This window comes from Acutalibacter caecimuris (assembly GCF_034335085.1).
In the GTDB taxonomy this organism is placed as follows: Bacteria; Bacillota; Clostridia; order Oscillospirales; family Acutalibacteraceae; genus Acutalibacter; species Acutalibacter caecimuris.
Genome location: NZ_JAWXXJ010000010.1, coordinates 96,614 through 119,129 on the forward strand (window position 1 = coordinate 96,614; position 22,516 = coordinate 119,129).

General features: G+C 55.4%; 20 protein-coding genes and 1 pseudogene. 12 read left to right on the plus strand and 9 right to left on the minus strand.

All coding sequences use genetic code 11. The annotated features are described in order from the left end of the window. Positions 1-99: 99 nt before the first annotated feature. From U8U01_RS07690 to U8U01_RS07700, 3 genes are all read left to right on the plus strand, one after another. On the plus strand, positions 100-1,704 hold the full coding sequence (locus U8U01_RS07690) for a peptide ABC transporter substrate-binding protein (RefSeq protein WP_322173090.1): 1,605 nt from the start codon (positions 100-102) through the stop codon (positions 1,702-1,704). A 158-nt stretch (positions 1,705-1,862) separates the two neighbouring features. After that, complete coding sequence (locus U8U01_RS07695) at positions 1,863-2,177, plus strand: RNA polymerase sigma factor (RefSeq protein ID WP_322173092.1); 315 nt, start codon at positions 1,863-1,865, stop codon at positions 2,175-2,177. Between the two features lie 226 nt (positions 2,178-2,403). Continuing rightward, positions 2,404-3,429 (plus strand): NAD(P)H-dependent amine dehydrogenase family protein, encoded by a 1,026-nt coding sequence (locus U8U01_RS07700; RefSeq protein ID WP_322173094.1) that lies wholly within the window; start codon positions 2,404-2,406, stop codon positions 3,427-3,429. A gap of 240 nt (positions 3,430-3,669) precedes the next feature. On the opposite strand, the gene U8U01_RS07705 is transcribed toward U8U01_RS07700, so the two are convergent. After that, entirely contained in the window at positions 3,670-5,970 is a 2,301-nt protein-coding gene (locus U8U01_RS07705) for a helix-turn-helix domain-containing protein (protein ID WP_322173095.1), read from the minus strand. 411 nt (positions 5,971-6,381) lie between these two features. Between U8U01_RS07705 and U8U01_RS07710 the strand changes: the two genes are divergently transcribed. The 4 genes from U8U01_RS07710 to U8U01_RS07725 all read left to right on the plus strand — a co-directional run bounded on the left by U8U01_RS07710 (position 6,382) and on the right by U8U01_RS07725 (position 10,406). Continuing rightward, complete coding sequence (locus U8U01_RS07710) at positions 6,382-7,326, plus strand: ABC transporter permease (protein WP_322173097.1); 945 nt, start codon at positions 6,382-6,384, stop codon at positions 7,324-7,326. A gap of 171 nt (positions 7,327-7,497) precedes the next feature. After that, positions 7,498-8,412 (plus strand): carbohydrate ABC transporter permease, encoded by a 915-nt coding sequence (locus U8U01_RS07715; protein WP_322173099.1) that lies wholly within the window; start codon positions 7,498-7,500, stop codon positions 8,410-8,412. 320 nt (positions 8,413-8,732) lie between these two features. Continuing rightward, complete coding sequence (locus U8U01_RS07720; protein WP_322173101.1) at positions 8,733-9,800, plus strand: ABC transporter substrate-binding protein; 1,068 nt, start codon at positions 8,733-8,735, stop codon at positions 9,798-9,800. Between the two features lie 6 nt (positions 9,801-9,806). Further along, positions 9,807-10,406: a DUF3502 domain-containing protein gene (locus U8U01_RS07725; RefSeq protein ID WP_322173124.1), complete on the plus strand. Its 600-nt coding sequence runs from the start codon at positions 9,807-9,809 to the stop codon at positions 10,404-10,406. A gap of 85 nt (positions 10,407-10,491) precedes the next feature. Here U8U01_RS07725 and U8U01_RS07730 read toward each other — a convergent pair whose 3' ends face one another. After that, positions 10,492-11,385, minus strand: a complete 894-nt coding sequence (locus U8U01_RS07730; protein WP_322173103.1) for a glycyl-radical enzyme activating protein — start codon at positions 11,383-11,385, stop codon at positions 10,492-10,494. Continuing rightward, complete coding sequence (locus U8U01_RS07735; protein WP_322173104.1) at positions 11,375-13,621, minus strand: pyruvate formate lyase family protein; 2,247 nt, start codon at positions 13,619-13,621, stop codon at positions 11,375-11,377. Before U8U01_RS07735 ends, U8U01_RS07730 begins: the two co-directional genes overlap by 11 nt. A gap of 109 nt (positions 13,622-13,730) precedes the next feature. Here U8U01_RS07735 and U8U01_RS07740 point away from each other — a divergent pair, with 109 nt between their 5' ends. Then, positions 13,731-14,597, plus strand: coding sequence for a helix-turn-helix transcriptional regulator (locus tag U8U01_RS07740; RefSeq protein WP_322173105.1), 867 nt, complete (start codon positions 13,731-13,733; stop codon positions 14,595-14,597). A gap of 180 nt (positions 14,598-14,777) precedes the next feature. Further along, positions 14,778-15,815: a lipid II:glycine glycyltransferase FemX gene (locus U8U01_RS07745; RefSeq protein WP_322173107.1), complete on the plus strand. Its 1,038-nt coding sequence runs from the start codon at positions 14,778-14,780 to the stop codon at positions 15,813-15,815. Between the two features lie 137 nt (positions 15,816-15,952). Here the strand turns inward: U8U01_RS07745 and U8U01_RS07750 are convergent, their stop codons facing one another. Beyond that, positions 15,953-16,438, minus strand: a complete 486-nt coding sequence (locus U8U01_RS07750) for a ParA family protein (protein WP_322173126.1) — start codon at positions 16,436-16,438, stop codon at positions 15,953-15,955. A 50-nt stretch (positions 16,439-16,488) separates the two neighbouring features. Between U8U01_RS07750 and U8U01_RS07755 the strand changes: the two are divergent. Together U8U01_RS07755 and U8U01_RS07760 are read left to right on the plus strand one after the other, a co-directional pair. Then, positions 16,489-16,659, plus strand: a pseudogene (locus U8U01_RS07755) (tyrosine-type recombinase/integrase); the annotation flags it as partial. 449 nt (positions 16,660-17,108) lie between these two features. Beyond that, positions 17,109-17,318 carry a hypothetical protein gene (locus U8U01_RS07760; RefSeq protein ID WP_322173109.1) on the plus strand — a complete coding sequence of 70 codons (210 nt, stop codon included), beginning with the start codon at positions 17,109-17,111 and terminating at the stop codon, positions 17,316-17,318. 125 nt (positions 17,319-17,443) lie between these two features. Here U8U01_RS07760 and U8U01_RS07765 read toward each other — a convergent pair whose 3' ends face one another. From U8U01_RS07765 to U8U01_RS07785, 5 genes are read right to left on the minus strand one after another with little or no spacing between them, the layout of a single operon-like run. Continuing rightward, a complete protein-coding gene (locus tag U8U01_RS07765) occupies positions 17,444-17,776 on the minus strand; it encodes a hypothetical protein (protein ID WP_322173111.1) in 333 nt (110 codons plus the stop codon). Then, positions 17,773-18,732 (minus strand): phosphotransferase family protein, encoded by a 960-nt coding sequence (locus U8U01_RS07770; protein ID WP_322173113.1) that lies wholly within the window; start codon positions 18,730-18,732, stop codon positions 17,773-17,775. Before U8U01_RS07770 ends, U8U01_RS07765 begins: the two co-directional genes overlap by 4 nt. Continuing rightward, positions 18,689-20,038: an MATE family efflux transporter gene (locus U8U01_RS07775; protein WP_322173115.1), complete on the minus strand. Its 1,350-nt coding sequence runs from the start codon at positions 20,036-20,038 to the stop codon at positions 18,689-18,691. The genes U8U01_RS07770 and U8U01_RS07775 overlap by 44 nt, the downstream gene beginning before the upstream one ends. Positions 20,039-20,091: 53 nt before the next feature. Beyond that, entirely contained in the window at positions 20,092-21,123 is a 1,032-nt protein-coding gene (locus U8U01_RS07780) for an AraC family transcriptional regulator (protein WP_322173117.1), read from the minus strand. 49 nt (positions 21,124-21,172) lie between these two features. Next, positions 21,173-22,144 carry a DUF6076 domain-containing protein gene (locus U8U01_RS07785; protein WP_322173119.1) on the minus strand — a complete coding sequence of 324 codons (972 nt, stop codon included), beginning with the start codon at positions 22,142-22,144 and terminating at the stop codon, positions 21,173-21,175. Positions 22,145-22,307: 163 nt separating this feature from the next. Between U8U01_RS07785 and U8U01_RS07790 the strand changes: the two genes are divergently transcribed. Next, on the plus strand, positions 22,308-22,516 hold a 209-nt coding region (locus tag U8U01_RS07790; protein ID WP_322173121.1), incomplete at its 3' end, for a helix-turn-helix domain-containing protein.

The following is a 22,516-nucleotide window of genomic DNA, read 5'->3' on the forward strand; positions in this document are numbered from 1 at the left end:
GAATTTCTCCAAAGGAATTATATCCCCCGTCCCCCTGTGTATACTTAAAAGAGCGGGGGTGCCCCGGCGCCCTCAGTTCCCCCCCCCAGGAGGCCCACCATGAAACCAGCCATTGCCCGCGCCCTGTGCGCTGTCCTCATTCTGCTCCTGCCCGCCACCCTTTCCGGCTGCGGCAGCGGCTACGCAGACGGCATGGCGTTCACCTACGCCCTGCCCCAAAATATCGACAGCCTGGACCCCCAAACCGCCGCCAACCAGTCCTCCTACCAGGTCATCGCCTCTGTGTTCGAGGGGCTCTGCCGTATCGGTCCCCAGGGCGATGTCCTCCCCGGCGCGGCCCGCAAGTGGGAGTCCGCCGATAACGACACCCGTTTCACCTTCCACCTCTACCCAGAGGCCCAGTGGAGCAACGGCGACCCTGTCACCGCCGATGACTTCCTGTTCGCCATCCAGCGCGCCCTCCGCCCCGAAACCGCCACCCCCTCGGTGGATGACCTGTTCATCATCCAGGGGGCACGGGCCATCTATAAGGGCGAGGCCACCGAGGACCAGCTAGGCGTGTGGGCGCAGGATGCCCACACCCTGGTGGTCCAGTTAGAGCGCAGCTATGCCGATTTCCCCGCCCTCACCGCTGGCACCCACTATATGCCCTGTAACCGGGCCTATTTTGAGAGCTGCTCCGGCCACTACGGCCTGTCCGGCGAGTACCTGATCACCAACGGCCCCTTTACCCTGTCCACCGTCTACAGTTGGAACACCGACTACGGCAGCCGCAAGGTAGAGCTCTCCCCCTCCAGCCTGTACCACCGGGCCGATGAAGTCACCCCCGGCAAGCTGACCTATCTGGTCGATTACGACGAAGCCCTGGCCAAAGAGCCTGTAGCCGCCCTGGCCAGCGGCAGCATCGACATCACCACCCTGCCGGAAACCGCCGCTAAAGCCGCGGCCGAGCAGGGCTGCGGCATCCAGATGCTGGACGATGCCGTTACCGGCCTGCTGCTGAACCCGGAGGCCGGCGTGCTCAAGTATCCCCAGGCACGGGAGATATTCGTCCGCACCCTGGACCGCCAGAGCCTGCTGGACCGCCGCACGGACAAAAACAGCACCGAGGCCATGGGCATCATGGCCAACTGTGTCCGCTGGGGTGGCGGCGGGTATTATGACGACGGGGCCACCATGTTCCCCAGCCAGGATGACGGGGTGCTGCAAAGCCTCCTGCCCGCCCTGCTGACAGAGCTGGAAACCGACCGCCTGCCGGAGATCACCGTCATCTGCCCCAATGACGAGGAGTCCATCAACATTGCCAACGGCCTGCTGGTTTCCTGGAACAGCAAGCTGAACAACGCCTTCAACATCTCCCCCCTGTCCGACGAGGAATTCCAAAGCCGTATCGCCTCCGGAAACTTCCAGGCCGCCCTGTACACCCTGCGGGCCGGGGGCACCACCCCCTACCAGGTGCTCAAGGCATTCGAAAGCACCTCCTCCCCCACCCTGCTCAATGACGCCGAATACGACAACCTGCTCCACTCCATCCAGTTCGGCCTGTCCGAGTACCGCAACCTGGAAACCTACCTTTTAAACCGCCACATCTTCTACCCCCTGTTCAGCGATAAAACCTATTACGTCACCAGCCCCAACAGTCAGGGCATCACCGCCGCCCCGGACCTGAGCATTGACTTTTCCCAGGCAAAGAAAAAAGAGTAGGCACCCCTCTTTTTTCTGATTTGGAAAAATACTGCTGTTCCTACCTGCCCATTACCCCCGCCTAACCCTTCCAATATCCCCCTCCTATCCCCCTAATAGTTGCCCCTAACCCCCTTGGTATCTGCCTGTATTTTGCCCGTTTTAAGGAGTTGAAACCCATGCGCACCCACATTCTCAGTATCGAAGAGGCCCAAAATTACCTGGGCAGCCAGCCCCAAAACCCCGCCGGCAACCGCCCAAATTTGCAGGCAGCCCAGGCTGTTGTCCGCCTGGCCATCCAGCAGGACCTTACGCCCCGGCAGCGGGAATGTGTACAATCCTACTTTTTTGAGGGCCTGACCATGGAGCAGGTAGGGGAAAAACTGGGCATCGGCAAATCCACCGTTTACAAGCACCTGCAAAAGGCCGCCGGGCGCATCCGCCGGGCCCTTCAGTACGCCCAGGCCCTCCAAGAGCAGGCCCGGCTGCCGTAACGGCCGCTGCTTACCACACGCCAAAACCACCGTATTTGGTTGATTTTCCACCTTCCGCGCCTATATACAGGTATTTTCCCGCCCAAAAGCGGCCTCCCGCCCGGTCCCCTCTTTTCCGGCCCCCTGTGCATGATTCCCCCCTGCCCGTCCCATACTAGGGGTAGGGCCCGCCGGGCCCTCATGCACAGGGGGGGGGCAATAACCGGACGACAGGAGGTCTATTCGTATGGAAAAGATCAGGGCCGTACAGTACGGCTGCGGCAAAATGAGCAAGTTCACCCTGCGCTATATGTATGAGCACGGGGTACAAATTGTGGGGGCTATTGACGTAGACCCCAACATCGTGGGCATGGACATAGGCGACTATGCCGGCCTGGGCATGAAAACCGGGGTGCTCATCAGCAGCGATGCCGACGCGGTGCTGGACAGTTGCGACGCGGACGTGGCCATTGTCACCCTGTTCAGCCTGGTTAGCGACTGCTATGACCACTATGTCAAGTGCCTCTCACGGGGCATCAACGTAATCACCACCTGTGAAGAGGCCACCTACTGCTGGACCACCGACCCGGTGCGCGCCAACGCCCTGGATGTGCTGGCCAAAGCCCATAACTGCACCCTGGTGGGCAGCGGCATGGAGGATACCTTCTGGGTCAATATGGTGGGGTTGGTAGCGGCCAGTTGCCACCATATCCACAAAATCCAGGGTGCGGTCAGCTATAATGTGGAGGACTACGGCCTGGCCCTGGCCAAGGCCCACGGCGTCATGCTCACCCCCGGCGAGTTCGAGGCGCAGATCGCCCACCCCCAGGTGCTGGAGCCCTCTTACGTCTGGAACTCCAACGAGGCCCTCGCCGCCAAACTGGGCTGGACCATCAAGCGCCAAACCCAGAAATGCGTGCCCTATTTCCACCACAGCGACTTGTACTCAACTACTATGGGCGCCACCATCCCCAAAGGCAACTGCATCGGCATGGCCGCCGTCGTCACCACCGAAACCTTCCAGGGCCCGGTGATCGAAACCCAGTGCATCGGCAAAGTCTACGCTCCCGGCGACGGCGATATGTGCGACTGGACCATCACCGGTGAGCCCGCCACCGAATTCCACGTAGTCAAGCCCGCCACCGTAGAGCATACCTGTGCCACCGTGGTCAACCGCATCCCCAGCGTGCTGCTGGCCCCGGCAGGGCTTGTTACGGTCGATGCCCTGGAACCCCTCCAATTCCCCACCTATCCTATGGAATTCTACTGCTGAGCCAGCCCTTCCGGGCAGATGAAAAGCCCTCCGCCCCCACGCTTACTTGAAAAACTGAGAACGCGTTTTTTGCCTATAATTGGCCATCTTCTGTGTGGAAAACCCCTGTCAACCGTCAGGTTGACGGGAATCTCCCTCAAAATTTGGCCAATTATGGGCAATTTCCGTCATTTTCTCTCATTTTCAAACAAGTTTCCGATTGGGACAGAAGACTTTTTCCTTTTGCTCCAGCCCCCCGGTTTAAGTGCCCGGCCCCGCCTTGCGGTACGCGGAGGGCGTCATCCCATAGCGCTTTTTGAACAGGGCATAGAAATAATTGGTGTTCAATATGCCCACTTCTTCGCTGATTTTCCCTACCGGTAGCCGGGTTTCTTGCAACATCTGCGCGGCTTTGGTCAGGCGTATGTGGTTGACATAATCATTGAAGGTAAAGGTGGTCACGGCAGCAAACACCTTGCCCAAGTAGGCCGGGGAGAGCTGGACATACTCTGCCAGCATACGCAGGGAAAGGCTTGGGTCGGCAAAGTGGTGGTCAATGTACTCTTTTGCCCGCAGGGCAGCGTCCTGGTTGCTGTTTTTCCGCTCTACAGATAGCTGGTGGCTCAGCGAGGACAGCAGCCCCAGAAAGACCGTACGCAGGGCCCGCACATTCTCGCATCCATCCAGGCTGTCCAGGCGCTCCATCATTTGGGTAAAAAGCCCGTCATCCCGCTCCAGGGCGGCAAAAAACACATCCAGCACGGACATAAGCACATGGCGGAAATAGGTGCGCGCCGACTTAAAACTGATCTCTTTCATGGCTGCCAGCGCCTGGTCAAACTCCCCTGCGCAGGCATCCATGTCGCCACTTCGCACATGGTCAGCCAGGCGGGCGTGCAGGCTGCTATCATATAGGTTGCTGCTCATGGCCTCCGGCACATCCCAGGTAGAGAATACCCGCCCATAGTGGCTGGCTGTCCGGGCGTGCAGGGCAATCTGCTCCTGCTCATACACCAGGTTAATGTCCGTCCAGGAATCCACCACCTGCCCCACACAAATACTCACGTCAATATGGAACTCCCTGGGCATCAGTTCGGCAATGGTGTCCAACCCCTTGTGCAACTGGGCATTGAGTTGGTTTTCCTGCAAAAAAAGGAGCACGGCAAAGTGGTTTTCGCCGGTACGCAAAAACTCAATGCCCTTCGCCGGGGCCATCAGCTCCCGGGTAATGTTTTCCAGCGCGTAGTAGGAGATAAACAGGTTCTCCTTCCGTCCTTCCTCTTCGGCGGCAGCCTGTTGGGGCACGCACTCCAGGCAAACCACCCCATAATAGGGCGACTGCAAATCAATACCCAACCGCTGGTAGGCCGGCCCGGCCGCCCGCACCCGCTCCTCTTCGCCATGGAGCAGGGCCCGTAAATAAAGGTTTTTTGACTCGTGGAATGAGGCAATCAGGCCCCGTTCCAGTTCATCTACCTTTGAGTACATCTCGGAGAAAGCCCGGCTCAGCAGTTCCAGCTCGTTGCCTTTCTTGCCACTGGTGCCGTCTACAAAGTCCTCATACAGGGCCTTAATCGGCTGATAGAGATGGGCGCTAAGCTTGCAGGAGAGCATATAGCCAAAAGCCAGGGTCAAAAGTGTCATGGTGAGGGTAAGGACCGCGGGCGTTACCAACCCCGCCAGCACTGTCTGATAGGGTAGAATATTGTAGAAAGTCCAGCCCACCTTCTCGCTGCGCACATAGGTGGTAAACCAGTAGCGCCCCGCCGAACGGTATGTCAGCGAGCCGGAAGTACCCGCCCCGCTGGCGCCGGGGAAATCCACCTCCTGGCTGCCGGCCTTTACAGAGAACAGCCGCTGGGCCGGGGCTGCGGACATTTCCGCCACATAGTTCCCCTGGGCGCCCTGTAGCAGCACCCTTTGCTCCTGCTCTTCCATGCGGATAGGCGCCAGCGCATTGCTGAAGTAGCTGTCGTTCACGTCGATGATCACCAGATCCGAGGAGGTGTTATTGGGCTTAAGCCGGATGCGGAATACAAAGGTATAGGCCATCGCGTTTTTGTTAGGCTGCACATTATAAGAATCGCCAATGGGCCTAAAATAACAGGCATAGGCTTGATCGCCCAGGTGCGCGTAGAACTCCTGGGCGTTCAGTTTGATGTCATCCCCCGCGTAAGCGCTGGAAACAAAGCGCTTGCTGGTATCATTATATAGGGTAATATACCGCAAATAGGGGTTTGCCGTGCAGATGGTGCGTATCTTCTGCCCTACCGCCGCTTCCCGCAGGCGGTTGGTCGAAGAATCCAGCAGGAACGTGGCTGTGTCCGAATCATTCGCCAACTGGTTGACCACGGCCTCCATTGACTCGAACAGGATGTCCGTGGAGGTACATACCTGCTCCAGTTGGCCAACAGAGTTGTTGGTGGCCGTAGAGAGCTGGGCTGCACTGTAAACAGAAAACAGGGCCACGGTAATCAGGGAGTCGATTATAATAACCAGTGCAAAAAAGGACCACAGGTAGGTCCGGCTGAGCATCTCTTTCCTTTGCAGTTTCACTTTCATCCCATCTACCCCCTCAGACGGCAGGCCTCATGGTCTTGGCCATACGATAGGCCCCTATAGCATATATTAGTCAGTATATCAGCATTTCAAAAAAAGTCAACCCTTCTGTAGCAGCGCGCCTCCTGCGGCAAGAACTTTATGCCCGTTTTTTTCGAATCGGAACAATTTTTATACTCTAAAAAGGCGTTTGTGCAAAAAAGTGGAGTTTTTGCTCCAAAATTGAGTAGTGAAAAACTGCAATTTTTACTCATAACCGAAAAAAGTGGAGAAAAAGCAAATAGTAAAAGTTTACATTAGCTATATTTTTGTGTTATAAAATAAGCAGTCAAAAGTGCCGGCCGGATATCTGCCAAGCGGTGGTTTACACACCGCTTGGGGGGCCCGGCTGACAGGAAAGGATGATAAGGAGCCATGAGCAAAAAACCGGCGGCCGCGCCGCACCGGCGGGTCAACCCGCTAAAAGAACTGTGGAGGAACAAATTCCTCTATCTGCTGGTCTTGCCCGCGATGATATACACCTTCATCTTCTCGTATATGTCCCTGCCCTACATGGCCATTGCTTTTGAGAAGTTCAACTACAAGACCGGCATTTGCAGCCCCTTTGTGGGCCTACGGAATTTTGAGTACTTCTTCAAATCCAGTTGGGCCTGGACCATCACCCGCAACACGCTGGTCATCAACGTGCTGTTTTTGGCTGTGGGCACTGTCTGCGCCGTGGCCCTGGCTATTGCCCTGAACGAGGTACACGCCAAAAAGCTGCTAAAGACCTCCCAGTCCTTTATGCTGTTCCCTTACTTTATTTCCTGGGTCATTGTCAGCTATATGTTGCAGGGCATTTTGGGCACAGACAACGGGCTCATCAACAACATCATCATTAGCATGGGCGGGCAGAAGATCAACTTCTACGCCGATCCAGGCTACTGGTACCCTATCCTGTTGATTTTGAACATCTGGAAAACCACCGGCTACAACGCCATTGTTTACCTGGCGGCTATCACCGGCATTGATGAAGGGCTGTATGAGGCGGCTTACATCGACGGGGCCACCCGCTGGAAACGGATCCGCTACATTACCCTGCCCTTGCTGATGCCCACCATCTGCATTTTAACCTTGATGTCTGTGGGCCGTATCTTCTACGGGGACTTTGGCATGATGTACGCCATCATCCGGGACAACAGTTCCCTGATGCCCATTGCCGAGGTCATTGACACCTATGTGTACCGCACCTTTAAAAACACCGGCGATCCCAGCCTCTCTATGGCTGTAGGGCTGTACCAGTCCATTGTGGGCTTTATTTTGGTGTTCACCTCTAACTGGATCGTGCGCAGGCATTTTCCGGACGGGGCGCTGTTCTAAGCCCTCTACGGCCCTGCCAACAGGCTATCTTTCTGCCCATCAGGAAAGCATAAGGGAAACCGTACGGTTTCCCTGTGTGGCGCTACCGGTAGCGCCACCAACCATGCCGAAACGCCAAAACAAGCCCCCCTATCTGCATAAAAACGGAAACTTTGAAAGGAGTTTTGCCCTATGTCTGCCAATCCGGCCGGTGCAAAAACCCGGAATAAAATACAGACCAGCAACGGGGAAAAGCTGGGCCAGTTCCTCATCTACTTTTTTGTGGTACTGTTCGCCCTGGCCTGCCTGGTCCCCTTCATCCTCGTTATCATTGTGTCCTTCACCGAGGAGAAGTCCATCACCATCAACGGCTATTCCTTCTTCCCTGCCCAGTGGTCCCTTGACGCCTACCAGCGCCTGTTTTCCAAGTCCTCCAATGTGCCCAGGGCCTACCAAGTAACAGGCTTTGCCACGGTGGTAGGCACCCTGATCGCGTCGCTTGTCACCTTTGGCGCGGGGTATACCCTGGCCAACAAGCAGTGCCGCTACCGCAACGGGCTGGCCCTTTACTTCTACATCACCATGGTGTTCTCCGCGGGCATGGTGCCCTGGTATATGATCTCTAAGATGGTGGGCTGTTATGACAATATATGGGCCCTGATCGTGCCCTCGTTGCTATTCTCCCCCTTTAATATGTTCCTGGTGCGCAACTTTGTGCGGGGCATCCCGGACGCCCTGAATGAATCTGCCCGTATCGACGGGGCCGGGGAGGTACGCATCGCCTTTACGATCTACCTGCCCCTGTGTATGCCTGTGTTGGCCACCATCGCCCTGTTTTACGCCATAGGCTACTGGAACAACTACTTTAACTGCGTCATGCTTATCAATGACCAGAAGTACTACAACCTGCAAATGATGCTCTTGAAGATCCAGTCGGAGATCACCGCTATGCAGAAGGTGGCCCAGGGCGCTACCCGGAGTGCGCCCCCTAAGGAAAGCTTTAAGATGGCCACCTCGGTCATCACCATGGGGCCCATCATTTTGCTGTACCCCTTCCTACAAAAATACTTTGTGAAGGGTATGGTGATTGGCGCGGTAAAGGGCTGATGACATTGGCCCTTTGGGCCAAGTCATGGAGTTTTCCTCGGCCGTAAAACGGCCGCCGCCTTCTGCGCAGGCGTATCGGAAAACTCCTGCCCTGGCGGCACGTTGGCCCTTTGGGCCAAGTCACGGAGTTTTCCTCGGCCGTGAAACGGCCGCCACCTGCTGCGCAGGCGTATCGGATAACTCCTGCCCTGGCGGCACGTTGGCCCTTTGGGCCAAGCCACAGAGTTATCCTCGGCCGTGAAACGGCCGCCCCTTACCCTGACGTAATATCCCTTTGGTTTTACCAGGCGTTGGCCTGTTGAAACAATATACTATCCTATATGAAGGAGACGAAAGCTATGAAGAACGTGAAGAAGATCGCCGCCCTGCTGCTGGCGATGGCCCTGGTTCTGTCCCTGTTCGCTGCCTGCGGCAATGACAGTGGCAGTTCTACCAGCTCTGCGCCGGAAAGTTCCGGCAGTAGCGAGAGCACCCCGGACAGTTCGGAAGAGTCCCCGGAGAGTTCCGAGGCTGGCACAGACGGGGACGACGGGGAGATCCACCCCATGCGCATTGTGCAGCCCGGCAACCTGCCTGACGAGTACGAGCAGGGTATCGCAGCCGTTAACGAAAAGCTGCAGGCTGACGGTGTGAACATTGAGGTTTCCGTGCAGCGTATCCCCTGGGATTCCTATGCCGAGAAACTGAACCTGATGCTGACCACCGGTGAGGAATTCGAGCTGCTGCACGTGATGCAGGACGTAAAGAACCTGTCCTCTATTGCCGGCATGGGGGCCATTATCCCCCTGGATGACCTGCTGGAGAAATACCCCGACCTGGTGGGCCGTTTCACCGAAAACGAGTGGCTGGGCGCTGTTTATGCCGGCGACCACTATGCCGTGCCCTGCTCCTGGCGGAGTTTTGACAACACCATGTCCTACATGAACCTGCGTACCGACGTCATGAAGGCGGTAGGCTATGAAGAGTTCCCCGCCGAGAGCGTGGACGATGTGCTGGACCTGATGAAGAAGAGCCAGGACTACATCCTGGAGGAAACCGGCATTAAGGCCTACAACTGGTTCCACCAGAACCAGGATACCGCCCACTGGCTGCACAGGACCTATGACACCTACCCCTTCTACGTGGAGAACAGCCTGGGCCTGATTATCGCCCGGCAGGACGGCACCATCGACTCCTTCTACGAGAGCGAGGAGTTCAAGAAGGACTGCGAAACTTACTACAAGATGTACCAGGACGGCCTGGTGAACCCCGACGTGCTGAACATCGACCACTCTGCCATGTATGACGAGGCCAAGCTGGGCGCTTTCCTGCCCTCCCAGACCTTCGACCCCTCTGAGTCCAAGATCATCATGCAGAACACCGACCTGAAGGACGTTACCGCCGACTGAGTGAAGATGTGCCCTGACAAGCCCGAAATGGTCTACACCTTTGTGCAGAACCTGAACGCTATCTCCGCTACCTCCGAGAACCCGGAATCTGGCCTGAAGTTCCTGGATTGGCTGTATGCCAGCCAGGAGAACCATGACCTGTTCCACCTGGGCACCGAGGGCGTATACTTTACGGATGAGGGCACCGGTATGTTCTCCCGCTCTGACGAGATGAAGAACGAGAACGGTGACGCCCTGTACCAACTGGATACCTGGATGACCGGCTATATGCCCTATATGCGTTATGACTCGGCCGTTGCTACCGACGAGTACCTGGACTACATGAACTACAAGGCTGACAACTATGTGGTTTCCCCCATTGCCGGGTTCCTGTTTGACTCCAGCAATGTGACCACCGAGTTGACCAACTTGCAGACCGAGATCATTGCCTCCATCTACCCCATCAAGATCGGCATGATCCCCTACGAGGAGAACATTGACGCGGCCATTGAGAAACTGAAGGCCGCCGGCCTGGATAAGTACCTGGAAGAGTACCGTACCCAGTTTGCCAAGTATCTGGAAGAGAACCCCGATGTAATGGAAATTGCTAAGGGCAGCACCAAATAAATGGCAATAGCCGCTATTTAGCTGGCTACCAAAAAGGGCAGGACCCCTGAAAGTATCAGGGGTCCTGCCCTTTGCTATACCTTTTCTATGTTCCTTCACTGTCCAACTGTGCCTGCCACCGGCGTTTCTGATCCGGGGGGACAGTCTTTAACTCCTCCAAGGAGTAGGGCTTGCCTAAAGCTTCCCATTTGCTTTTGCCAATGTCATGGTAGGCCATGACCTCCGCCTGCCGGATGCAGGGGTGCCGGCCCCGCAGGGCCCGCAAGGCATCAAAATGGGCATGGGTGTCATTTACGCCGGGGATGATGGGGCAGCGCAGGATAACCTGTGCCCCCGCGGCATCCAGGGCGTTCAGGGTTTCCAGTACCGGTTCCAAGGGCGCGCCAGTCCAGCGGCGGTGTTGCTGGGGGTCTGTATGCTTGCAGTCAAAGAGGAACAGCCCGGTCAGGGGGATCAGGGCCTGCAACCGCTGGGGTGGGATAAGCCCGTTGGTTTCTAGGGCCGTATGGAACCCTTCCTCCCGGCAGACAGACAGCAGCCGGCAAACAAAATCAAACCAAAGGGAGGCCTCGCCGCCGGAAAGGGTGATGCCGCCCCCGGAGGAGACGTAATACTTCGCATCCTTCCGTAAAACCTCCATGACCTGCTCCACTGTCATCTCCTGGCCGGAAAGTTCCAGTGCCCCGTTTGGGCAGCGGGCAGCGCACTGGCCACAGGCCGTGCAGTTTTCCCGCAGGAAATGCCGCTGCGAGCCCTGCACCTGCTGGGCGCCGTTTGGGCACACAGTACAGGCGCCGCAAAGGGTGCATTTTTCCCGGCGGAACAGCAGTTCCGGCTGGTCGGAAAAACTCTCCGGGTTATGGCACCAGGCACAGCGCATATTGCAGCCCTTAAAGAACACCGTACTGCGGATACCCGGCCCATCGTACACGCAAAAGCGCTGGATATCAAAAATCAGGGCGTTGTCCTTATGCGTCATAGGTGGTCCTCTCCAAAATCTCCCGCTGCACAATGGGGCTCAGAGTGACAAACCGGGCACTGAACCCGCCGATGCGCACCATCAGGTTCTGGTAGTTCTCCGGGTGTACCATGGCGTTTTCTAAATCCTCACGCCCCACCACACACAGGTTGGCCTGCACACCGCCATTCTGGAAGAAAGCCTTCAGTATCGCCGCGACCTTATCCCCGGCCTGTGCAAAGAGTTCTTTGGTAAAGCGCACATTGTTGATAACCCCCACATGGCAGGTGTTGTCAAACTTGGACATGGAGTTCAGCAGGGCGGTAATACCGCACTTATCGGCGCCCAGAGAGGGGCCGTTGGCATTGGCCATTGGGCTGCCTTTTTTGCGCCCACAGGCTGAGGCTGCACAGAAATTCCCCCACTCCGCGCTCATGGAGTTGTTGACGCTGACGATGTTATAGCGGTGCAACCCTGCCTTTTCCCCGGCCTCTATGGTCATGCGGGCCATATCGTTGAACAGCCGCTGGGCCATGCCGTCCGCCAGGTCATTGTCGTTCCCGTATTTGGGCGCGTCCAGGCAAAGGCGGTGTACTTCTTCATAGCCCTCAAAATTACTGTCCAAAGCCTGCACCAGCTCCTCCAGCGTCAACCGGCCCTGCCGGAACACCAGTTCCTGTATGGCGGTGAGGCTGTCCGCGCAGCTAATAACCCCAAAGGTTTCGCTGGAGGCATTAAGGTACCGCACGCCCCCCTGGAATACCGGCTTGCCCCGCCCCACACAATCGTTGAGCAGCAGGCTCAGGTGCAGGTAGGGGGCGTTCTCCCCCGCCACCTGGTAGTTCAGGAACTTATGCTCTGCAAACCGCTCTATCACGGGCTGTAGCTGATCCAATACCGCCTGGTACAGCTTTTCAAAGCTGTCCAGCCCGGCCAACTCTCCTGTATGGGGGCCGCAGGCCACGTTGTGGAAGGAATCGCGCCCATTGTGCAGGGCCAGGTCCAAAGCTTTCAGCGCGTTGATGCCGTTATTGGGGGTGCCCACGCTGTACCCGGCCAACACATACTCGCCGCAGCCAAAGGGCACGTACTGCTGGGCCTCCTCCAGGGTAACGCCATACACCTGTTGCACAGCGGGCACATTGGTGTCGTCCGAGTAGAGGATGGGGAAAGTGACCCCCTCGGCGTTGACCTGCATTGCCTTTTCAAAAACCGCCTCGTCCATGCCGGTATAGTAGCGCAGGGTTAGCTGGGGTACCGCTTCCCGGAAACGCCGGGTAGCCTCCATAATAGCCATTGCCAGCCGGTCGGCTGCCTGGGGGTGCTTACGGCCTACGCCGCCGATGATCACCCGGCAGTCGTGGATTTTGTTGATTTCTCGGAAATGCTTATATAGGGCCAGGATGATGGCAATGCCTTCCTCCTCTGTCAGGGTGCCTTTGTCCAGCCCGGCAGCGTACAGGGGGCCCAGGTAGTCATCCATGCGGCCATAGTTCATCAGGTCGCAGCAGACAGAGTAGATCCACATCAACTGTACGCCCTCCAAGAAGGTCTGCGGGGGCTGGTGCTGGATATGCTCCAGGGCATCGGCCAAAGCCAGGAACCGCCGCCGGGCCTCCCCAGAACTGCTGTGGGCCGCTAACTCCAGGGCTTGGCGGCGGTAGCGGGCACAGACCTGGCGCAGGCTTTCTATCCACATTTTCAGCGCCTGGTAAAAGGTAGAGGGCCCATTCTCCGCCACCTTCCCGTCAATTTCCTCCTCCAGGCCGTCAAAGCCCAGGGTGATCAGCTTTTCAAAATCCAGGTTGGTACCTGCTACCCGGCAATCACAGTTACCCACGCCGGGGGCAGGGTAGCCTTTGGCCGGGACATAGCCGTGCCGGTGGGCAAAGGCCAGGTCCAGCTTACGGGAGGTGTTCTCCTCCCGCCAGAAAAGTTGGGCCGCTTGCAGGTCCGCATTCTCAGCGGCGGTCAATTCCCCGGCACAATGCTGCATAGCGTTGACAAACTCGAAGTCTTTGAAGTAATAGGTATACCCTGCCCCTAAGGCCGAGTAGCCTCCGGCCTGGGAACTAAACCCCACAAAACCGTGCTCGTACCGGCCGGCAATACCGTCCGTTTCATCCATAGGCACCATGATATGCGCCAACTGGTAGCCAAGGCATCTGGCCTCCCGCAGGCAGATGTCCTCGTTCTCCCTGTAAATGCGGGTGAACTCCAGTACTTCCCGCAGTTTCTCTATATCGGTTCTTGCCATCGTACTCTCCCTTTCTTTTTTATTGATATTACCTCTTGCGCTTTAGCCCTGTTGACCGTATAATGGGGGCATAAGCCGCTCCCGCATCCTGAAAGAAGGAGGCCCCACCATGCCGCTCCCAGCCGATCTACAGCCCCTACCCGACGAACCCGTCCTATTGCGTCAAACCGAGGAGGATATGCGCCAGGCAGGGGGCAAGGCCCTGCACCAGTTTGGGGTACACTCTACCTACCGGCTGCACACCCATGACTTTTATGAACTGTTCCTGGTTCCCCAGGGTAGCGCTGTCCATGTGGTAAACGGCCAGACCCAACTGCTGACAGAAGGCTCTTTGGCACTGATACGCCCCAGCGATGCCCACAAGTACGAACTGCTCAATGACAGTGACTTTGAGATCATTAACATCGGCATACCCTACCCGGTGTTTCTGCGCCTGTGCCAGTACCTGGGGGTTAGCCCCCAGCCCTTTGACGCGCCGCCGGTGTCCCCGCTACGGGTGCTCTCCGGCAGTGCCCTGCGGGACGCCCGGAGAAAGCTGCTGGAAAACCAAAGCATTGCCAACCCGGACATCTCTTACCTGCATATGCTGAGCGTATTTCCCTATCTGGTAGGGCTGTTCCTGGCCATGCCGGAGGAAGAGCAACGCCTGCCCCAGTGGCTGTCCCAACTGCTGGACCAGATGGACCGGCCAGAAAATTTTGTGCCCGGCCTGCCCCGGATGCTGGCGCTGGCCAACCTCTCCCAAGAGCACTTGAACCGTTCCTTCCGGCGGTACCTGGGGGTTACGCCCACGGCGTTTGTCAATGCCAAGCGCTTAAGCCATGCGGTAGACCTGCTGCTGGCCCAGGACATCCCTGTGCTGGAAGTGAGCGCCCTGTGCGGTTTCAACAGCCCCAGCCTGTTTTACCGGCTGTTCACCCAACGGTATGGCTGCCCGCCCAAAGCTTTCCGACAGACCTTCCGGGACGGCGTATAGCCTTACCGGGGGCCCCGCTATATACCATTATATACGCCTGTGGGCCTCTATTTCTACCCTTCTTTTGACCAGTATTTCTACTATATTGATATCTGTTGCCGGGATTAAAAAAATTTCCCGGCAGCTTACCTTTTCGCAGGGGAGCCCGTCTAATAGGCAGAACAGCGAAAGGGTGATACGATGGAATTCTTAGATTTTACGAACCTGACGGCGGTTTATGAATATGAAAGATTTGTGGAAAGCCATGGCGGCAACTTTACCCAGTCGGTACGGTGGTGTGGCGTAAAACGGGGCTGGTACCATGAGGCCATTATTTCCCGGGACGGCCGGGGAGAAATACAGGGCACCGCCCTGGTACTGGTGAAAAAGTTCCCGCCACCGTTCAAGTCTTTCCTATACGCGCCCCGTGGGCCTGTGTGCGACTATAGCGATCCCTATGTCCTCCAGGACATCCTGGCAGGGCTGGAGGAGTTGGCAAAGAAATACCACGCCTACTCCTGCAAGCTGGATCCTATGGTAGAGGAATCGGAAAGCGGAAAAGTGTTCGCCATGCGCAGGGCCGGGCTACAGTTCATCCCCTGGCAGCCGGACGACCTGACCATCCAGTGCCGGAGCAACTATATTTTGGAACTAGGTGGCCGCAGCGAAGATGAACTGATGCAGTCCTTTAAGAGCAAGTGCCGGTATAATATCCGGCTGGCCCAGCGCAAGGGCGTTACTTGCCGGGCTTACGGCAAAGAGCGTCTGGGCGATTTTCAGCGGCTTATGGAGGAAACCCATATCCGCGACGGTTTCCAGGGGCGCAAGCGGGAATACTTTGCCCGTATGATGGACGCACTGGGGGACCATTGCCGCCTGTACCTGTGCGAGTACCAGGGCCAGCCCCTATCCGGGGCCATATGCGTGCAGTATGGAGGCCGCACCTGCTATGTGTATGGGGCCTCTACCTCTGCCCACCGGGAGGTCATGCCCAACTACCTGATGCAGTGGGAGATGATCCGCTGGGCTGTGCAGTCTGGGTGCAGCATTTACGACTTCCAGGGCGTGCCCTATTGGTATGACGCCAACCACCCCAACTACGGGGTTTACCGGTTCAAAACCGGGTTCAACGGCCGTCTGGCTATCTATGCCGGGGAATTCACCCAGGTATACCATCAGCGGTATAAGGCCGCGTTTGACCGGGCGCTTAAGTGCGTAGGGTATCAGAAGTTGGTATAATGGGCTATGTGGGTTTTCTTGTTGGAAAAAGCATATTATGAAAAGGGCCGGTGCGCTGATTAAGCAAGCGCCGGCCATTTTGGTTGCAGTCCTCGGCGCTGGTTTTATAGTTAACGATATCATAGTATCGTTAACTATTAAGCGCAAATGGAGCGAGGGATAGTGGTGTCGAAAATTCTTAGCCGATCGCCGTATGTACCCCGCAGCAGTTCCAAGATTCCTTGCGAATAGGTGGTTCTCATATCCGCCATGGTGATTAAAATACTACTGATCGTGAGAGTGGGGTTGATCTGCCGTTTCACTCTCCCGATCGTTCCCATGAGCTGTTCCATGCCTTTCAATGACAAGAAGTGGGCCTGCATGGGTATCAGGACTTCATCTGCCGCAGACAGGGCATTGATGGTAAGCATCCCCAACGAGGGGCAGCAGTCCAGAAGAATCACATCATACGCATTTCGAATTGTTCTAATCTTTATCCCTTTTTCTTGATAATTAAGTAAAGAATATGGTTTTTTCTTAATTCTATTTTTATCCTTTATGTGACACGTTTCTTTTGAGCGTTGCCCCTTATGGCCTCCTTTCGCCTCTTTTTTCTTGGAAAAAGAATAAGGACAAATCCGAATCCCCTAGAAATTCCGGGCTTTTCTGGTTTGTCCTCATTATGCCATAAGGGCACACTTTCGCCACAACTGCACTCCAAAATGGTATGGACGTAAAAACCGTCAGCAGTATGCTGGGCCACTACGATGCAGGGTTTACCTTCCGCACCTACACCCACGCCACCCGCCAAAAGCAGGAGCAGGCCGCTGAGAAGATGGGAAATTTTATGAATCAGGTCAGATAAAAGTGGGTCAAGAGCCGCAAAATGGCTGGGACTTCCTCTCCGGAAGTTCCTAGCCGTTTCCGCTTATTTCCGCGTGTGGGTCAGAATGTGGGTCAAGCCCAATTTTGAAAGCCTATTAGACAAAACAAAAACCCCGCAGACCGCAGTCTTACGGGGTTTTTGTGGAGCTGCTATCCAGATTCGAACTGGAGACCTCATCCTTACCAACGCACTGAGATATGTCCAAGCGGTGCTGTCCGGCACTGTTTGGGCGTTTTTTATACCCTTTGAGATGGTATCTAGCGGTATTTCTCCCACTGTTTCCACACAGTTTTTCCGCGTGTGGGTCAAGCGCCAAAATCTAAAGCAAAGCCACAGGCAAAAGTCCCAAAGCCGCTCTCAATAATTGCGCTGCTAAACAAAGAAAAGACTCCCTTCATATCAACCAAACACACTGCGGCAGATGTATTATGTGGTGCCCGGTTACTGGTGTCAAAATCATCCCTCCACCGGTCAGCCGTCCCCAGAACACCAGCGGCCACACCGACCGAAAATCCATCGTCACACCACCCACCTCAAGAATCCGCATGACCCGCACCTCCGGCACCATCGACCAAACTTGTTCCAGAGTCAGGTTGCGAAGTATCTTTCGGGTGTTCCTGCCCACCGCCAGCATATAGTCTCGCAAAGCATAGACGTCTATCCCCTTCCCCCAGGCCACAGCCTTGTCGAATTCCAGTGCGTTGCCGGTGTCACTGATAGTTGAGCCAATTTTTCTCTGCTACCCATCGTTAAAGACCTGGCTCTAGTTTGCCATCAAAATATTGCTTACCAAGTCTTCAATACGATATGTGTGCCATAACTGCCAGCACAATGGGACCTGCTTTGTGCCAGCGTAATGCAGGTCTGATTCGCAAGTTTCTCGTGACACTACCCGATTCTGCTCACCAGAACGTATGGATTCGAGAGCATAGCCAGCAATGGTTTTATCGGTTTTCCCAGAAACTTCAGCCAGGTGAACCATAGCGTGCACTTCCAGCGAAAGTTCTCTTATCCTGTCAATATCAACGCTCTTCAGCACGGTTTTCAGTTCCTCATAATACTTATAAAAATCCTCAATCAGCTCATCTTTTGTCATAACGCTCCCTCTAATTTCTCAAACTGCCGCGCTAAAACTCCCGTTGACCACTCATACATATCCATCGTCTCATATTTCCGGTACTCGCATTCCAGCGACACCAACAGCATCAGGTACACGTCATACCACAGCGCCCGCCGCTGTTGACTGGCCGTCAGCTCTCCCATTCCATACCCAGCCAGGAAGTCCGCATTTTGCGCGTAGGTACGGAACCCAACCTCCATCAGCGGGTCGGCCCAGAGGCTCCGCTCCCAATCGATGATGCCCGTGACCCTTCCGTTCTCCACAAAGATGTTGCCGTCCCAGCAGTCCCAATGCACCAGCCGGGGTTCGGTGACTTCTTCGAATATTGAACGGTCATGCTCAAGAACCTGCCAAAGCTTGTCAATGTTTATCTTCACGTCCACACGACCATTCTCAGCGTCCCGAACCCCGGCTTCCAGTATTTTGCGGAACACCGGAAACCACTCATTGCCCTGGAACTCCGTCTGTCCAGGATAGCCAAAGCGCGGATATCTTATGTCATTTATTTTTCGGTTTATGGAGCCCACTTGACGGTTAATCTCTGCAATCCCCCTTTCAGTCAAACTGCCTTTTATGGAATGGAGGCTCTGCCCCGGCAGTTTCTCCATGAAAAAATAGGTTGACCCGCAGATAGTGCGGCTATCATCATACGCAAGCACCGCCGGTGCCGGTAAGCCTGCGGCTTTAGCGGCTTTCATGGCCTCCACCTCGCTGTACATGATGTTCTTTTCATAGGTCATTACTATGGCGCTGGGTGCGGGCGCAACTTTCAGAATGACCCGCTCGCCACCGTCCAGCTCTATCTCATAGGCCACGTTAAAATATCCCTCGGTAAGCTCCGTATAACCCGTCATCTTTCTGCCAGGAAAGCAGATCTCTACCATGTGCTCAATAGTCTCCGGGCTTTGTTCGTTTTTTGTCAGACTTTTCATCTATAGCACCCCTTTGATTTATGTAATTTATCACGACCCACAGAGCTATGAGCCAATCGCTTGCCGCCAGTGCCCACCATACTCCTTCCACGGTCTGAAACACTCCAGCTATCAGCAGGGCGGGCAGGCGGATGAGAAATGCGCCCCCCAGGGAGAGAAACAGCACCTGTCTCCCCTTCCCCAATGCCTGCAAGTATGCCTGGACTATTGGCATGAACCCGGCAGTTAGCAGCGCCCAGCAGAGTACCCGTAAAGCGGCGCCGCCTTGAGTGAGCAGTTCTTTGTCAAACAGAGCAATGATTTGCTCTGAGGTAAAGTATAGCACGACCGCCGCGAAAACGCCATAAGCAAGCGCAAACCGAAACGCATACATTATTGTGCGCTTTATCCGGGCATAGCTTCTCCGCCCAAAATCAAACCCCAGCATGGGCTGTATGCCCTGCATGACCCCGGAGAAGGGCGTGGACGCAAAGCTCTGCACCCGGCTGACAATAGTGAAAGCGCTGATTGCCGCCGTGCCGCCCACAGCCCCCAGCACCTGATTGCCAAGCGTCCCCACCAGAGAGCTGCCCAGGCTCCCCAGGAAAGCAGGCAGGCCCACCGAGACTATCTCTTTGCAGGCGGACACGTTCCAACGGATATCATGAAACGACACTCGGCAGGGCGTTTTCTTGCGGAAGAAAAAGTAGTATACGCTGTTTGCCGCCGAGAAAAGCTGGGCGATAAGCGTTGCCAGCGCCGCTCCGGAGATACCCCAGCGAAAGCCATAGATGAACACCGGGTCAAGGACAAGGTTTATGAGCACAGGCCCGCTCCACTGCAATGTTGAATAGCCGATGTCCCCCTGGGCGCGCATAATGCTGGAAAAGCCTGTGCTGACAACGGTGCTCAGCAGCATGATTCTGCCATAATCCAGCGCATATGGGTGTATTTCAGAAGTACAGCCCAAAATATCCAGCAACGGCTCCAAAAGCGCCAGCCCAGCAGCGGTTATGACAGTTGAGCTCAATAGCCATACAAACATCATGCACCCCACCACCGCCCGGCCTTTGTGGCCGTCCCCGGCCCCTAGGCTCCGGGATATCACCGAACCGCCGCCTGTGCCCAGGGTGGAGCTGATACCGTTCACCAGCGTCAGCACCGGGGCAAATATGCCCACCGCCCCGCTGGCTGTGCCGCCCACGCCGTTTGCGACGAAGAAGGTGTCCGTCAGGCTGTACGCATGGTACAAAAGGAGCGAAAAGGTGGTCTGGGTGCAGAGCGAGAGCATGAGCCGTCCCACCGGGCCCTCCAACTTATTACGCACGAAAATTCCCCCTTGCCAAGCTTATTTTATCAGCAAGGGGGAGTTTTGTCTATCTATTCATTTGTGGTATGCTCTCTATTGATTTGACTATATTTGTCTCTGTACTCCGTGGGTGACATACCGAACTTCTCCCGCACGCCCTGGTAGACTGACGTGGCACTGCTATAACCCACGAGCTCCGCTATTTTCCCAATAGGATAATCCGTAGCTGACAGCAGGGCGGCAGCTTTTTCAAGCCGGCACTCCCGCAACAGGTCAAGGAAATTCATGCCGCACCCCTCCTTGATCAAGCGGCTGAGATAGCTTGAGCTGAATGAAAAGACTCGTGCAAGCTCCTCTAAAGTCACAGTCTCGCTATGCTCATAGACATATTCAGTGATGCGCCCCATATCCACCGAACTGTGCCCCAGCTTATACCGGCGCTCGTCCCCTACCCGGCTGGAAAGGGAAATGGGCATGAGCTGTAACCAGCTGGTTTCGGCCACTTCTTTATATGGGTTTTGGCTATAGTATTCAGCCATCATGCGTTCCACGAACAATTTCTCATCGGCTGTATAGCCGGTATAGTGCAAATAGTGGTAATACTCCCCGATGCCTGTCCAGAATCCGGCCTGCTGCCTGCCAAGCTGTAGAAGGATATTCTGGGAGAGCGTACCTGTTGGGATGATTATTTTGATAAGCACCGCACTCTCGTCCTCCTGCAGGAGGGCATGGATGACGTTCTGATTCAGCAGGAATACGTCGCCCTCATGGAGCGTGATGCAAGTGCCCAGGTTCTCGATAAATTGGAGGCACCGGCCCCGGTACATATAGAGCATCTCCACAAACTCGTGTCGGTGGAAGTAGAGAGGTGTGCGCCGCACGTGCACCTTTGCAGAGAAATAGTCCTGCTTGCGAGTGAGGACGCGCTTGTCGGTGCGCACCTCGCTGACATCTGGGAATTGGTAGGTGCCGTTGGCAAGGGAACTCTCTATGTCTGGAGTAAGGCGATACTCGTCAGGCATGAGAGTTGGCAGGATTCGGTCTAAACGAGATGTCTCCTGCTTGTAGGACTCCTCTAGTATACGGATGAAGTCATCGGTCATGGGGTACACCTCCCATCAAAATCTGCGCCGCAAACCAAAGAAAAGCGGTTCACGATTCTGCCAGCCACTTCTTGAACTCATCAAAAGACATTTTGCCGGCGGCGCACTCGTCACGCTTACCCTTTGCCGTGGCACTCCAGGCATAGAACGCTCCGGGGCTTATCTTCCCGGCCTTTATCCAGTTAAAGCGTTTCTTGTACTCCCGGCGATACTCCTTGAACAGCTCGTCCGAGTTTTTCTTCTCCGCCCAGCGCTTTACCGCGCCGACCTCACGGCAAGTATGCCCATTCTCGTCAACAGTCAGGTTGCAGAACTCTGCTGTGTTGCGCCGGGGGATAGCAAAATATTTGCCGCAATAGGAGCAGGTACGCATACGCTGTTCCCGCTTGACGCACTCGCGGATGGAGAACTCGACGAGGTCAGAGAGGGAGGTAGGGTGGAGGACTTCGGCAAAAGTACCGTTGCCGGTTCGCTCATAGGTTGTAGAGATTGGTTTGAACTGATAGGCATAGAGTGGGTTTCTTTTCTCCTTGTCGAGGTAGGCTTGCAGCTTTTCATGCACAGGTTTCTTCTTGCCGTCGTCGATATCCAGTACATCTTGGAACAAACGCATGATTTGTTTTTGCAAAGTGTCCAGGTCGCTGGGAATGTGCCGCAACTGCTTGTGTGGGAGATATTTGTACACGTCCTCATCCGGGTGATGATCCATATAGCGGAACCGCGCCTGCCAGTCGAGACGTAAAAACTCGAAATAAATGTGTTTATTCGCAAGCTCCTCCAGAGCACTCATCACAGCAGCCTGCGAATCAAAGTCGCGTTCCCGATAAAAATTCAGCAGGGCCTTGTCCATTTCCTTAAACAGGTTATCCATCGGCCAGATGTCTAAATAGGTGAACCTTAAAAGGCTTTCCAGAAATGGAAAGTCTTTTTCTTTTTTGTGCGAGCGCTCGAACATCAAATCTTTGTAGACAAAATACTCGCGGCCCTCTTCAAAGTAGGTGTTGAACAGATAGTCAGCCATCTTGGTTGCACTCCTTTTGAAAAGATAAAAATATTTTTGAAATTGTCCTTGACAAATGAGCTGCCATGTGTTACCATATGACGGCCGGTAAATCAAACTGTCTTTAAAAATTAGTCTACAGCAAGCGGACAGAAAAGTCAAGATATTTTTTAGGAGGTGCGGAGTGGTTCAATCAAAGTTCAAAAGTTATGACGAACTGCCACTGTTTCTCAACGCGAAAACAGTGGCAGAAGTCTTGGGGATTTCAGTTGCGGGGGCCTATGAGTTGCTGCATCAGGAGGACTTTCCTGTGCTGAGAATCGGTTCGCGCCTGGTGGTTCCCAAGGAGAAATTTCTCTCGTGGGTCGAGAGTCAGACAGGAGGTAATGAGAT

Bases quoted from the DNA above. Each gene is read 5' to 3' on its own strand.
- U8U01_RS07690 (WP_322173090.1), top strand. From the start codon at position 100: ATGAAACCAGCCATTGCCCGCGCCCTGTGCGCTGTCCTCATTCTGCTC.
- U8U01_RS07695 (WP_322173092.1), top strand. From the start codon at position 1,863: ATGCGCACCCACATTCTCAGTATCGAAGAGGCCCAAAATTACCTGGGC.
- U8U01_RS07700 (WP_322173094.1), top strand. From the start codon at position 2,404: ATGGAAAAGATCAGGGCCGTACAGTACGGCTGCGGCAAAATGAGCAAG.
- U8U01_RS07705 (WP_322173095.1), bottom strand. From the start codon at position 5,970: ATGAAAGTGAAACTGCAAAGGAAAGAGATGCTCAGCCGGACCTACCTG.
- U8U01_RS07710 (WP_322173097.1), top strand. From the start codon at position 6,382: ATGAGCAAAAAACCGGCGGCCGCGCCGCACCGGCGGGTCAACCCGCTA.
- U8U01_RS07715 (WP_322173099.1), top strand. From the start codon at position 7,498: ATGTCTGCCAATCCGGCCGGTGCAAAAACCCGGAATAAAATACAGACC.
- U8U01_RS07720 (WP_322173101.1), top strand. From the start codon at position 8,733: ATGAAGGAGACGAAAGCTATGAAGAACGTGAAGAAGATCGCCGCCCTG.
- U8U01_RS07725 (WP_322173124.1), top strand. From the start codon at position 9,807: ATGTGCCCTGACAAGCCCGAAATGGTCTACACCTTTGTGCAGAACCTG.
- U8U01_RS07730 (WP_322173103.1), bottom strand. From the start codon at position 11,385: ATGACGCATAAGGACAACGCCCTGATTTTTGATATCCAGCGCTTTTGC.
- U8U01_RS07735 (WP_322173104.1), bottom strand. From the start codon at position 13,621: ATGGCAAGAACCGATATAGAGAAACTGCGGGAAGTACTGGAGTTCACC.
- U8U01_RS07740 (WP_322173105.1), top strand. From the start codon at position 13,731: ATGCCGCTCCCAGCCGATCTACAGCCCCTACCCGACGAACCCGTCCTA.
- U8U01_RS07745 (WP_322173107.1), top strand. From the start codon at position 14,778: ATGGAATTCTTAGATTTTACGAACCTGACGGCGGTTTATGAATATGAA.
- U8U01_RS07760 (WP_322173109.1), top strand. From the start codon at position 17,109: ATGTGGTGCCCGGTTACTGGTGTCAAAATCATCCCTCCACCGGTCAGC.
- U8U01_RS07765 (WP_322173111.1), bottom strand. From the start codon at position 17,776: ATGACAAAAGATGAGCTGATTGAGGATTTTTATAAGTATTATGAGGAA.
- U8U01_RS07770 (WP_322173113.1), bottom strand. From the start codon at position 18,732: ATGAAAAGTCTGACAAAAAACGAACAAAGCCCGGAGACTATTGAGCAC.
- U8U01_RS07780 (WP_322173117.1), bottom strand. From the start codon at position 21,123: ATGACCGATGACTTCATCCGTATACTAGAGGAGTCCTACAAGCAGGAG.
- U8U01_RS07785 (WP_322173119.1), bottom strand. From the start codon at position 22,144: ATGGCTGACTATCTGTTCAACACCTACTTTGAAGAGGGCCGCGAGTAT.